Here is a 12,695-nt window from a genome sequence, read left to right as displayed (position 1 = left end):
CCCCCCGCCTCCCCCTGCGCGGAGCGGCCCCCCGCCTCCCCCTGCGCGGAGCGGCCCCCCGCCTCCCCCTGCGCGGAGCGGCCCTCGGCCGACACCGACGCCGACGTGGACCTCACGCCTGTGCCCCGAGGTCCGGGCCCGCCTCCCTAGGGGTTCGCGCGCCCGCGCGGAGGACGTCCGTCAGGGCGTGCAGGCGGGGGGAGGCGGCGAGGTCCTCCAGGGTGACCGGGCGGCCTTCGGCGTCGGCGACGGGCAGCCGCCAGTTCGGGTACTGGTCCCAGGTGCCGGGGAGGTTCTGCGGGCGCCGGTCGCCGACGGCGTCCGGGAGCCAGAGGCCGACCATCCGGGCCGGGGTGCGCAGCAGGTAGCGGTGGACGGCCTGGATCCCGGCCTCCTCGGCGGCCTGCTCGGCGGAGGCGCCGCGGCTGACGGTCGGGGACTCCAGCAGCCCCGTCTCCGTCAGCAGCGTGAGCCACTCGCCGGTGTCCGCCGCGTCCTCCGCGCTCTCCTCCTCCAGCGGGCGGGTGAGCAGCCCGAGGCGGTGGCGCAGGGCCACGTGCTCGCCGGTGAGGCGGGCGGCGGTGGGCGGCAGGTCGTGGGTGGTGGCGGTGGCCAGGCAGTCGGCCCGCCAGCGTTCGGGGGACAGCGGGCGGCCGTCGCCGGCCCAGTCGCGTTCGAACCACAGCACCGAGGTGCCGAGCACGCCGCGCCGGTCCAGGGCCTCGCGCACCCCGGGCTCCACGGTGCCCAGATCCTCACCGATGACGATGGCCCCGGCCCGCGACGCCTCCAGGACCAGGACGGCGAGCATGGCCTCGGCGTCGTAGCGGACGTAGGCGCCCTCGGTGGGCGGGCAGCCCTGGGGGACCCACCAGAGCCGGAACAGGCCCATGACGTGGTCGATGCGCAGGGCGCCCGCGGAGCGGAACAGGGCGCTCAGCAGGCGGCGGAAGGGCGCGTATCCGGAGGCGGCGAGCCGGTCGGGGCGCCAGGGCGGCAGTCCCCAGTCCTGGCCGCGGGCGTTGAAGGCGTCCGGCGGGGCGCCGACCGACATGCCGGCCGCGAAGCAGTCCTGCTGCGCCCAGGCGTCGGCGCCGCCGGGATGCACGCCCACGGCGAGGTCGTGCACGATCCCGATCGGCATGCCGGCCTCCCGCGCGACGCGCTGGGCGGCGGTGAGCTGCGCATCGGTGAGCCAGGCGAGACGGGAGTGGAAGTCGACGCGGTCGGCCAGTTCAGCGCGGGCGCGGGCGGTGTCGGCCGAGCGCGGGTCGCGCAGTGCGGCGGGCCAGCGGCTCCAGTCGGCGCCGTGCACCTCGGCGAGGGCGTACCAGGTGGCATGGTCCTCCAGGGCCTGGCCCTCGCGGGCGAGGAAGTCGGCGTAGGCGGCGCGGCGGCCGGGGCCGAGCGGCGCCCGGCAGACCAGTTCCAGCGCCTCGCGCTTCAGCTCCCACACGGCGTCGCGGTCGATCAGGGCGCCCTCGTCGAGCACGGCGGCGCGCAGCCGTCCGGCCTGCTCCAGCAGGGTCCGCAGGCGGTCGCGGTCCGGCCCCTGCGCGACGTAGGCGTATTCGGGGACCTCCTCGACGCGCAGGTACACGGGGTCGGGGAAGCGGCGCGAGGAGGGCCGGTACGGAGAGGGGTCGGTGGGCGTCCCGGGCACGGCCGCGTGCAGCGGGTTGACCTGCACGAATCCGGCGCCGAGCGACCGTCCGGCCCAGGCGCCCAGCTCGGCGAGGTCTCCGAGGTCGCCCATGCCCCAGGAGCGGCGCGAGAAGAGCGAGTAGAGCTGGACGAGCAGTCCGTAGGACCGCCCCGGCGGAGTGGGCAGCCGGGGCGGGGCGACGACCAGGCAGGCGTCGGCGGTGCGGCCGTCGGGGGCTACGGCGGTCAGCCGGTGGACGCCCGGCGGCAGACGCTCCAGGACGGCGCGGATCCCGCCGTCCTGACCGAGCGCGTCCGGTGCGGCGCCGGGCTGCCCTGCGCCGGTCTGTGCTGCGCCTGCCTGGCCTCCGCCGGTCTGCCCTGCGCCAGTCTGCCCCGCGTCGGGCTGTCCTGCGGCGACCCGTCCGGTGCCGAAGGGTCCGGCGTCGTCGCGTCCGGTGCCGTAGGGCCCGGCGCCGTTCCGCCCAGGTCCGTCATGCCCGGTGCCGCCGTGCCCGGTGCCGCCGTGCCCGGATCCGCCGTGCCACGTCGCGCCGTCGCCGGTCGCAGGACGCCCGGCCCCCACGTACAAGGTCCCCTCCGCGACCTCGTCCGCTCCGATCTCCCCCTGCGCGGTCCCGCCCCGCTCGGTCTCGACGCTCAGCCGGGTGCCGGGCGGCAGCGCGTCGAGGACGGCGGCGAGGGCCGTGGACGGGGCCTGGGCGGCGGAGGCGAGGGCCGAGGGCGTAAGGGCGTGGGCGGCGTCGTCGCCGCTCCAGTCCACAACCGTGGGCGGGAGCAGCCGGTGCGCCAGTTCCGCCTCGCGGGCGGCGAGCGCGGTGCGGACGGCCTCGGGAGTGCGCGCGTCGACGTCCAGGGCGGCCAGAGCCGCGACGACCGCGGTGGCGGACGCGGCCACGATCGTGCTCGGGGAGGGGCTGTAGGAGGTGGCGACGCCGTGCAGCGCGGCGAGCCGGGACAGCTCGCCCTTCGAGGGGTCGTCGTCGAGCGGTTCGGCCGGCCGGGGCGCTGTCATCGGGGACTCCTAGGACTCCGCGCGGGCGGGGTCGGCGTCGGGGTCGGCCGGGGTGGTCCCCGGCTCCGGGAAGGCGTCGTCGTCGTAGGAGAACGCGGACTCGCTGGTCAGCGGCGCGGCCTCGGCGAGCGGCGGCTCGCTGGTGAGCGGTTCGGCGTCGGGCAGCGGCGGCTCGCTGGTGAGCGGGGGCTCGGCGTGAGCGCCCTCCGCGCTGAACACGTCCTGGTGCGGCTCATCGGCGGCCGGGTCGGGGAACTGGACCGGGTCCGGGTCCGGGTCCGGGTCCGGGTCCGGCGAGCGTTTGGACAGGGCGGTGTCGGCCAGGGCCGGGAGCAGAAGATATGCCGGTGCGGCCACGAAGGGCCTCCTTGTCGGGTGGCGGCGACGAGCGGGTTACCGCAGCCCTACCCAGTGCACGCGGCGGCAGACGTCCGAGAGCGAACCCAGGACACTCTGGGTGCTCCTGGTCACATGACGATCCCTGCAGGGTGGGGCACACACGGCGCGGCGGCCACTCCCGTCAGCGCGCGCCGACGCCTGTCCCCCGAAAGGCCGACGCCTGTCCCCCGATAGGGGGAGGGGTGCGTCAGGCGGAGATGCCGTCGATCCGGGCCACGGCGTCGTCCGCGCCGTACGGCTGGAGGTAGGGCAGCCAGCGCGGATCGCGGTGGCCGGTGCCGATGATGCGCCAGGCCAGACCGGTGGGCGGCGCCGGTTTATGGCGCAGCCGCCAACCCAGCTCGACCAGGTGCCGGTCGGCCTTGACGTGGTTGCAGCGGCGGCAGGACGCGACCACGTTGTCCCAGACGTGCTGGCCGCCGCGCGAGCGCGGGATGACGTGGTCGACGCTGGTCGCGACGCCGCCGCAGTACATGCAGCGGCCGCCGTCGCGGGCGAACAGCGCCCGCCTCGTCAGGGGCACGGGGCCCCGGTACGGGACCCGGACGAAACGCTTGAGCCGGACCACGCTGGGTGCGGGGACGGTGACGGTCGCGCTGTGCAGATGGGCGCCGGACTCCTCGAGGCAGACCGCCTTGTTCTCCAGCACGAGGACGAGCGCGCGGCGGAGCGGTACGACGCCGAGGGGCTCGTACGACGCGTTGAGGACCAGGACATGCGGCACGGGGGCCTCCTTGTACGCCGGCGACGCGTGGCTCGCGCCGGGACGATCTGACGCCAGTCTCCCCTCATGCCTGGTGGGCGCGCCACCATGTCCCGGTAACGGGCTGGGAGTGTTTTCGACCACACCTGCCGCGTCCCCCGTATCACGGCACGTTCACACGGCCTGTTCAGAGGCGGGTGGGCGCCCTTTCGCCGCGGCCCCTCCTCCGGGGTCTCCGCGAGCCGCCGACCATGCCCCGTTAGTGTGGTGGGTCTGCCCGTCCGGTGACCTCGTCGTGACCTAGACGATACTGACCACCGCATTGACCGTTGCGCCGGAGGGCGGACGCAACTGGAGGTTCCTGCCGTGTCCCTGTCCGCCGTCCTCTCGGCCGCCGGAGCGTCGCCGTCCCCGGCGCCTTCGCAGTCACCGGCCTCGACGGTCCCCACGCTCCAGGACGCCCAGCAGGGCGCCGACCAGGCCGCGAGCTGGGTCGAGCAGAACTGGTCGACGTGGCTGGCGATCGGTCTGCGCGTCGTGCTCATCCTGGTGATCGCCGGCGTGCTGCGCGCGGTGGTCCGGCGGGCGATCACCAAGCTCATCGACCGGATGAACCGCACGTCCGCGCATCAGTCGGGCGGCATGGCGCTGGGCGGCCTGCTGGTCAACGCCGAGCGGCGCCGGCAGCGCTCCTCGGCGATCGGCTCGGTGCTGCGCTCGGTGGCGAGCTTCGTCATCCTGGGGACCGCCGCGCTGATGGTGATGTCCGCGTTCCAGATCAACCTGGCGCCGCTGCTGGCGTCCGCCGGAGTGGCGGGCGTCGCCGTCGGCTTCGGCGCCCGCAACCTGGTCACGGACTTCCTCTCCGGCGTCTTCATGATCCTGGAGGACCAGTACGGCGTCGGCGACACGGTCGACGCGGGCGTGGCCTCCGGCGAGGTGATAGAGGTCGGCCTGCGCGTGACGAAGCTGCGCGGCGCCAACGGCGAGATCTGGTACGTCCGCAACGGCGAGGTCAAGCGGATCGGCAACCTCTCCCAGGGCTGGGCGACGGCCGGGGTGGACGTGACCGTCCGGGCGGCCGAGGACCTGGACCACGTCCGGACCACTCTGGACGAGGTCGCCGAGCGGATGAGCAAGGACGATCCCTGGAACGAGATGCTGTGGGGCCCGATCGAGGTGCTGGGCCTGGACAGCGTGCTGATCGACTCGATGGTGGTCCGGGTCTCGGCCAAGACCATGCCGGGCAAGTCGGTGGGGGTCGAACGCGAGCTGCGCTGGCGCATCAAGCGCGCGTTCGACGAGGCCGACATCCGCATCGTGGGCGGGGACACGGCCGTGGTGGACGAGGAGAGCGCGCCCGACCCGATGGCGGCGGTCGCGGCGCCGTCGGCCTTCTCCGACGCGACGTCCTCCCAGACCACGGCTGCCCAGCCGATCACCTCGCAGCAGCCGGTCACCTCGCAGCGGCGCTCGACCGGGAAGTGAACGGGAAGTAGCCGTCCCGACCGCCCGCTGACACGCACCCGCCGCGCGCAAGCGCCCCCGCAGACGACGACTCCGCCGTCCGTCGGGGGCGCTTGCGCGTGCCCCGGTCGCCCCGGACACACCCAGCGACCTCACGCCTCCCCGGCGACGTCACGCACCCTCAGCAACTCCAGGCACCCGAAAAGCACCCTGCCCCCCCTTGACGCCCCCTCCGTCCGGACCTAGGTTCCGGGCAAGCGAATAGGAAACCTTCCTAACAGCTACGTCGGGGAACGGGTGGCGAGACGCATGGCAGAACCCGCCGGAACACCGAGCCCTACGGACCCACCGCACCCCCCGAATCCACCGAGCCCACCGAGCCCACCGAGTCCGCCGACCCCCCAGCACCACCCACCGGGCACGCCCGGCCCACTCGGGAAGCCCGGTCCACCCGGTACGCCCGGCACCCCCCGCGTCCTGCGCGCCATGAACGACCGGGCGGCACTCGACCTGCTGCTGGAGCACGGCCCCCTCTCCCGCCCCCGCGTCGGCGAGCTGACCGGCCTGTCCAAGCCGACCGCCTCCCAACTGCTGGCCCGCCTGGAGGCCGCGGGACTGGTGCACGCCACGGGCGCCAGCGAGGGTCGCCCCGGTCCGAACGCCCGGCTCTACGCCGTCCGTCCGGCCGCCGGACACGCCGCCGGGCTCGACGTGGCCCCGCACCGCGTCCGCGCCGCCGTCGCGGACATCACCGGCCGTACGGTCGGCGCGTACGAGCTGCCCACACCCGGCCGCGGCGCCGACGGGCCCGAGCGCGTGGTGCGCCAGGTGACCGGCGCCCTGGACGGCGCGCTGGAGGCGGCCGGGCTGGCACGCGCGGACGTCCGCCGGCTGGTCGTCGCCACCCCCGGCGCCTTCGACCCCACCACCGGGCGGCTGCGCTACGCCACCCACCTGCCCGGCTGGCACTCCCCCACGATCCTCGAAGACCTCGCCGCCGCGCTGCCCATGCCGGTGGAGTACGAGAACGACGTCAACCTGGTCGCCCTCGCCGAGCAGCGCCTCGGCGCGGCCCGCGGGCGCCGGGACTTCGTGCTGCTGTGGAACGAGACGGGCCTGGGCGCCGCCCTGGTCCTGGGCGGTCGGCTGCACCGCGGCTGGACCGGCGGCGCGGGCGAGGTCGGTTTCCTGCCGGTGCCCGGCGCCGCACTGGCCCGCGGGGTCGCAAGCACCGGGAGCGGCGGCTTCCAGGAACTCGCCGGCGCACAGGCCGTACTGGAGCTGGCCCACGACCTCGGCATCGAACACACGGAGCACACGGAGCACGCCGCCATTGCCGCAGACACTCGGCACGCTGCGAACCTCGAGCGCACCCCGCACGCCGCGAACCCCCCGCACACCGGTACCTCGCCGTCCCCCTCCCCCGCCGAGGCCGCCGCCGCGCTCCTCGCCCATGCGGCCAGCCACGCCACCGGTCCCCAGCGCACCCTGCTGACGACGTACGCGACCCGGCTGGCCACCGGCCTGGCCGCGCTGGTCTCGGTCCTCGACCCCGAACTGGTCGTCCTCAGCGGCGCGGTGCTCACCGCGGGCGGCGAGGTACTGCGCGCCCAAGTCCAGGCCGAGCTGGCGGAACTGGCCGCCTCCCGGCCGCACCTGGTGATCAGCGAGGTGCGCGAACACCCTGTGCTGCGCGGCGCGTTGGAGAGCGCGCTGACGGCTGCCCGCGACGAGGTCTTCGACACCGCGCGCTGAACCTCGTACCAGCGTCGGACCACCTCAGCTACCCCAACCACCCCGCCCCTCGACCCCGACCACCCGACGACCACCCCGTCCGCCCGCGTCCGTTCAGGGAGATCCAGCCATGCCCGTAGCGTCCCGGTCCGCAGCGTCCCGGAGAGAAGGGCTGACGACATGAAGCTCGCGGTGGTCGGCGGCGGTTCGACCTACACCCCCGAACTCGTGGACGGTTTCGCCCGCCTGCGGGGCACGCTGCCCGTCGAGGAACTGGTGCTGACCGACCCGGCGGCGGACCGCCTGGAGCTGGTCGGCGGCCTGGCCCGGCGCATCTTCGCCCGCCAGGAGCACGAGGGCCGCATCACCACTGCCTCGGACCTGGACAAGGCGGTGGACGGCGCCGACGCGGTCCTGCTCCAGCTCCGCGTGGGCGGTCAGGCGGCCCGGCAGCAGGACGAGACGTGGCCCCTGGAGTGCGGCTGCGTCGGCCAGGAGACCACCGGCGCGGGCGGCCTCGCCAAGGCCCTGCGCACGGTGCCGGTGGTCCTGGACATCGCGGAACGGGTGCGCCGCGCCAACCCGGACGCCTGGATCATCGACTTCACCAACCCGGTCGGCATCGTCACCCGCGCTCTGCTCCAGGCGGGCCACCGGGCGGTCGGCCTGTGCAACGTGGCGATCGGGCTCCAGCGGAAGTTCGCCGCGCTGCTGGGCGTCGCCCCGGCCGACGTCCATCTGGACCACGTGGGCCTGAACCACCTCACCTGGGAGACGGGCGTACGCCTGGGCGGCCCCGGCGGCGAGGACGTGCTGCCCCGCCTGCTGGCCGAGCACGGCGACGCCGTCGCCGCGGACCTGCGCCTGCCCCGCCCCCTCCTGGACCGCCTCGGCGTCGTCCCCTCGTACTACCTGCGCTACTACTACGCGCACGACCAAGTGGTGGAGGAGCTGCGCACGAAGCCCTCACGCGCCGCCGAAGTGGCCGCCCTGGAAAGGGAGCTGCTGCGGATGTACGCCGACCCGGCCCTGGACCAGAAGCCCGCGCTGCTCGAACGGCGCGGCGGCGCGTACTACTCGGAGGCCGCGGTGGACCTGGCGGCGGCCCTGCTCGGCGGCGGGGGCAGCCCCCACCAGGTGGTCAACACCCGCAACGGGGGAACCCTGCCGTTCCTGCCGGACGACGCGGTGATCGAGGTGCAGGCGGCCGTGGGCCGCGAGGGCGCGGTCCCGCTGCCCGTCGCCCCCATGGACCGCCTGTACGCGGGCCTGACGGCGAGCGTGACGGCGTACGAGGAACTGGCCCTGGAGGCGGCCCTGCACGGCGGCCGGCAGCGGGTCTTCCGCGCCCTGCTGGCCCACCCGCTCATCGGCCAGCACGCGTACGCCGAGACGCTCGCCGACCAGCTCATCGCGCACAACCGGGAGCACCTGGCATGGGCTTGACCGCGAGCGTCCTCGCCGTCGACGCGGGCAACAGCAAGACGGACGTCGCGGTCGTGGCGGCCGACGGGAGCGTCCTCGCCACGGCCCGCGGCGGCGGCTTCCGGCCGCCGGTCGTGGGCGTCGAGGCCGCGCTCGACACCCTCGCCCGCACGGTGGCCGCAGCATACGAGGCGGCCGGGGTCACCTCGGTCGGCCATGTCTCCGCCTGCCTGGCCAACGCCGATCTCCCCGTGGAAGAGCAGGAGTTGACGGCGGCCGTCGCGGCACGCGCGTGGGGAGCGACGGCAGAGGTCCGCAACGACGCCTTCGCGATCCTGCGCGCGGGGACGGCCGAGCCGCGCGGCGTGGCGGTGGTGTGCGGCGCCGGCATCAACTGCGTGGGCATGCGCCCCGACGGCCGCACGGCCCGCTTCCCGGCGCTCGGCCGCATCTCCGGTGACTGGGGCGGCGGTTGGGGCCTGACCGAGGAGGCCCTGTGGCACGCGGCACGCGCCGAGGACGGCCGGGGCGGCCCGACGGCACTGGCGCACACGCTCCCGGCGCACTTCGGCCTGGACTCGATGTACGCCCTCGTCGAGGCGCTGCACCTGCACCGCATCGACCCGAGCCGCCGTCAGGAACTGACACCGGTCCTGTTCGCCACGGCGGCCGGGGGCGACCCCACCGCCCGCACGCTCGTCGACCGCCTGGCCCACGAAGTCGTCGCCATGGCCGCCGTAGCCCTGACCCGCCTGGACCTCCTGGACGAGGAGACGCCGGTCCTGCTGGGCGGCAGCGTGCTGGCAGCCCCCCACCCCCGACTGCACGCCAAGATCAGCGACATACTCGCCACACGAGCCCCCAGGGCAACCCCCCAGGTGATAACGGCCAGCCCAGTCCTGGGCGCAGCCCTCCTGGGCCTGGACCACACAAACGCCCCCCAGACGGCCCACAAACGCCTGAGATCCCACTTCACCCCGTAAAAAAACCACACCCCACGCCGGAAAGTCCGACAGCCGACCCAACCAGCAGAAGCCCCCCACAACGGGAGAGCCGACAGCCGACCAAGGTCGGAAAATCCGAGAAGAAGCCCCCCACGGCGGGAGAGCCGACAGCCAACCCAACCGCAGAAGCCCCCACGGCGGGAGAGCCGACAGCCGACCCAACCGCAGAAGCCCCCACGGCGGGAAAGCCGGCAGCGGACGGGAGCGGGCCGTGGGGGCGCGTCCAAGGTCCGCCGCGTACTGCGGTCTCAGCCCAGTCAAGCCGATGAAACTCAGAGCAGTATGTCCGTGTGCGGCGGACCGGACGCGCCCCCACGGCCCGCGCACCCCGGACCACAGCACCCGCGCACCCACGGCCCGCGCACCCCCGAACACAGCACCCGCACCCGCACCCGCACCCGCAGGCACAACACCCGCACCCCCGCGCACCACACCCCCCGCACGCTCCAAGGGAACCGAACCGCCCTCCCCGACGTATTCATGAGCAGGGAAAGAACGCGCCCCGTCCACGCACGACCACGCACCGCCACCGCACCGCCACGCACGCCCGCACACCACCCACGATCAAGATCCGGCGAAGGCCGGTGCGAATGTCAGTCCCACCGGGGATACTTGCGTCGACGGATGACCACGGGGGAGGTCAGGAGTGACACAGCCGCCGACGAGCAGCACCACACCACCCGCGCCGACCGCGCCACCCGCGCAACCGCTGCCACCAGCGCACTCGACGCCGCCCGCGCCCCCACCCCCCGCGACACCGCCCCGCGCCCCCGCACCCCCGCGCCGCACCGCGTTCGCCGAGGGCGCCGACCGCCTGCGCACGGCGGCCACCACCGAGCCGGGTCGCCTGCGCGCGATCGGCGCGGTGCTCGCTCTGCTGGTCGTCGCCTTCGGCGCCGTCGCCGCGTGGCAGACCACCGACCGCGCCTCGGCGGCGGACGACGTGCTGCACAGCAGCCAGCCCCTCAGCTCCGACGCCGCCGACATCTACCGTTCCCTGGCGGACGCGAACACCATGGCGGCGAGCGGGTACCTGGCGGGTCTTCAGGAGAGCGCGGCCACCCGCGCGCGCTACGAGTCGGACGTGCGCACCGCCGCCGCCAAGCTGGTCACCGCGGCCGCCAGCTCCGCCCCCGGGTCCCCGTCCGCGGCCACCGTCGCCCGGCTCAACGAGCTGCTGCCGCGCTACAAGGGCCTGGTGGAGTCGGCCCGCGCCAACAACCGCCTGGGCTTCCCGGTAGGCGGCGCGTATCTGCGCACGGCCAACGACGCGATGCAGGGCCAGATGCTCCCGGCCGCCGAGGACCTGTACCAGAAGGAGAACCAGCGCCTGCGCGCGGACTACGGGGACGCGACACCGTACCCGTGGGCGGCGATCGTCCTCGGCGTCCTCGCGCTGGCGGCGCTCGCCTGGGCCCAGCACCGCACCTACCGCCGCACCAACCGGGTGCTCAACCACGGCCTGGTCGCCGCCACCGCCGCCACCGCCGTCGTCCTGCTGTGGCTGGTCGTCGGGCACAGCGTCGCGCGGGCGGGCCTGGACGGCTCCTACGCGCACGGCGTCCGCTCGCTGAACGTGCTGCACGACGCCCGGATCGCCTCCCTGAAGGCCCGCAGCGACGAGAACCTGACGCTGGTCAGCCGCGGCGCCGAGACCAAGACGCTGAAGGACGGCACGGTCATGGACGCCTACGACTTCGGCTACGACCAGGAGATCGGCGCGCTCGGCGCGACGCTGGCCCGCGCGGACGCGCTCGCCGACGACGCGGCGGGCCGCACGCCGCTGCGGGCGGCGGACCGGTCGATGAAGGTGTGGAAGGCGCGGCACGCCGAGGCCCGCGCGGCCAACGACTCGGGCGACTACCAGAAGGCCCGCGACAAGGTCGTCGGCGCGCGGGCCGGAGACGCGGCGGCATCGACGGGGGCGTGCTTCGACGACGTCGACGCCTCGCTGGCCTCGGCGCTCACCCACGAGACGGACGAGTTCAGGAAGGCCGCGCAGGACGGGCGCGACGCGATGACCGGCCTGCCGGCCGGATCGGCGGCGCTGGCGGTCCTGGGCGCGGCCGGCGCCCTGCTGGGCGTCGGCCGCCGGCTGTCGGAGTACCGGTGAGACCGGCGAGACCCGTGAGACCGGCGAGACCCGTGAGACCGGCGAGACCGGCGAGACCCGTGAGACCCGTGAGAGGGAGCGTGAGCGGGATGGGAGGAGGCGTGAGGATGCGCGTGGGGCGACTGCGCACCGGCCTGCGGGGCTGGGGCGGTGTGGGCGCGATGGCGGCGGTCTGCGCCCTGGCGCTGGCGTTCGTCCTGCTGCTGCCGCACGCCCAGTCGCGCGGCGCGGAGGCGGGGGCGTCGGGCGGCCGGGGACCGGCGCGGGGCCTGAAGACCGCGGCCGGGTCCTGCACGGACGCCGACGCGCAGAACCAGAGCCCGCCCCCGTCGGACGGCGGCGGCCCCGCCGTGGACGCCGTCAAGGCGCGCGGGTACCTGTCGGTCGGCGTCGACCAGAACAGCTACCGCTGGGGCTACCGCAACCCCAACGACTCCTCCGGCGCGCTGGAGGGCTTCGACATCGACCTCGCCCACCGGATCGCCCGGGACGTCCTCGGCGACCCGGACAAGGTCCAGTTCCGGGCCATCCCGACCAACGAGCGGGTGCCCGCGGTGCAGAGCGGCCGGGTGGACATGGTGGTGCGCACCATGACCGTCACCTGCGACCGGCTCAAGCAGGTGGCGTTCTCCGCCCCGTACTTCCAGACCGGCCAGCAGGTCCTCGCCCCGAGGACGTCGTCGATCACCGGCTACGACGCCTCGCTCGCCGGGAAGAGGGTGTGCTCGGCGACCGGCTCCACGGCCTACGACCACCTGGCCGCCGACCGCGAGAGCGGCGCGCTGCCCGCCTCCACCGACATCTCCGCCACCGTCCCCAACCAGTTGGACTGCCTGGTGCGGCTGCAACTGGGCGAGGCGGACGCGGTGGTGACCGACGGCGCGCTCGCCGCGAGCCAGGCCGCCCAGGACCCCACGGTGGAGCTGAAGGGCGGCGCCTTCACCAAGGAGTATTACGGCGTGGCGATGAGACGGGGCGCCGACGACCTGGTGCGCCGGGTCAACCGGATACTGGAGGACTACCGCAAGGACGGGGGCTGGAAGGCGTCGTACGACAAGTGGCTCTCCCCCACGCTGGGTAAGGACTCCCCGTCGGCCACCGCGCCGGCGCCGAGCTACAGGTGACCGGCGCCCGCGGGGCCCCGGGCGGGGGCGGCGCGGGCCGACGCGG

9 protein-coding genes are annotated in these 12,695 nt (G+C 75.0%); 6 read left to right on the top strand and 3 right to left on the bottom strand.

Annotation, left to right across the window (positions count from 1 at the left end; translation table 11 throughout):
- Window positions 1-112: 112 nt before the first annotated feature.
- From malQ to ABZ861_RS05940, 3 genes are all read right to left on the bottom strand, one after another.
- Window positions 113-2,680 (bottom strand): 4-alpha-glucanotransferase, encoded by a 2,568-nt coding sequence (gene malQ, locus ABZ861_RS05950; RefSeq protein WP_361624300.1) that lies wholly within the window; start codon window positions 2,678-2,680, stop codon window positions 113-115.
- A 9-nt stretch (window positions 2,681-2,689) separates the two neighbouring features.
- Window positions 2,690-2,989: a hypothetical protein gene (locus ABZ861_RS05945; RefSeq protein ID WP_361624496.1), complete on the bottom strand. Its 300-nt coding sequence runs from the start codon at window positions 2,987-2,989 to the stop codon at window positions 2,690-2,692.
- A 277-nt stretch (window positions 2,990-3,266) separates the two neighbouring features.
- Entirely contained in the window at window positions 3,267-3,803 is a 537-nt protein-coding gene (locus ABZ861_RS05940; RefSeq protein ID WP_361624297.1) for an HNH endonuclease, read from the bottom strand.
- A 345-nt stretch (window positions 3,804-4,148) separates the two neighbouring features.
- On the opposite strand from ABZ861_RS05940, the gene ABZ861_RS05935 reads away from it, so the two are divergent.
- The 6 genes from ABZ861_RS05935 (at window position 4,149) to ABZ861_RS05910 (ending at window position 12,649) form a co-directional block, all read left to right on the top strand.
- Window positions 4,149-5,270 (top strand): mechanosensitive ion channel family protein, encoded by a 1,122-nt coding sequence (locus ABZ861_RS05935; RefSeq protein ID WP_361624294.1) that lies wholly within the window; start codon window positions 4,149-4,151, stop codon window positions 5,268-5,270.
- A gap of 465 nt (window positions 5,271-5,735) precedes the next feature.
- Entirely contained in the window at window positions 5,736-7,004 is a 1,269-nt protein-coding gene (locus ABZ861_RS05930) for an ROK family transcriptional regulator (RefSeq protein WP_361624291.1), read from the top strand.
- A gap of 159 nt (window positions 7,005-7,163) precedes the next feature.
- Window positions 7,164-8,429, top strand: a complete 1,266-nt coding sequence (locus ABZ861_RS05925) for a 6-phospho-beta-glucosidase (protein WP_361624288.1) — start codon at window positions 7,164-7,166, stop codon at window positions 8,427-8,429.
- A complete protein-coding gene (locus tag ABZ861_RS05920; protein WP_361624285.1) occupies window positions 8,420-9,391 on the top strand; it encodes a BadF/BadG/BcrA/BcrD ATPase family protein in 972 nt (323 codons plus the stop codon). Before ABZ861_RS05925 ends, ABZ861_RS05920 begins: the two co-directional genes overlap by 10 nt.
- A gap of 730 nt (window positions 9,392-10,121) precedes the next feature.
- Window positions 10,122-11,525 (top strand): hypothetical protein, encoded by a 1,404-nt coding sequence (locus tag ABZ861_RS05915; protein WP_361624493.1) that lies wholly within the window; start codon window positions 10,122-10,124, stop codon window positions 11,523-11,525.
- Window positions 11,526-11,632: 107 nt separating this feature from the next.
- Entirely contained in the window at window positions 11,633-12,649 is a 1,017-nt protein-coding gene (locus ABZ861_RS05910; protein WP_361624282.1) for a glutamate ABC transporter substrate-binding protein, read from the top strand.
- The last annotated feature ends 46 nt before the right edge of the window (window positions 12,650-12,695 follow it).

Origin of the sequence: Streptomyces sp. NPDC046985 (assembly GCF_040644415.1) — a bacterium.
In the GTDB taxonomy this organism is placed as follows: Bacteria; Actinomycetota; Actinomycetes; order Streptomycetales; family Streptomycetaceae; genus Streptomyces.
Note: the sequence above shows the minus strand (reverse complement) of the source record. Positions and strands in the feature narration are given on the sequence as shown.

Excerpts from the sequence above, each read along its gene's own strand:
- malQ (WP_361624300.1), bottom strand. The coding sequence starts at position 2,680 with ATGACAGCGCCCCGGCCGGCCGAACCGCTCGACGACGACCCCTCGAAG.
- ABZ861_RS05930 (WP_361624291.1), top strand. The coding sequence starts at position 5,736 with ATGAACGACCGGGCGGCACTCGACCTGCTGCTGGAGCACGGCCCCCTC.
- ABZ861_RS05925 (WP_361624288.1), top strand. The coding sequence starts at position 7,164 with ATGAAGCTCGCGGTGGTCGGCGGCGGTTCGACCTACACCCCCGAACTC.
- ABZ861_RS05920 (WP_361624285.1), top strand. The coding sequence starts at position 8,420 with ATGGGCTTGACCGCGAGCGTCCTCGCCGTCGACGCGGGCAACAGCAAG.
- ABZ861_RS05910 (WP_361624282.1), top strand. The coding sequence starts at position 11,633 with ATGCGCGTGGGGCGACTGCGCACCGGCCTGCGGGGCTGGGGCGGTGTG.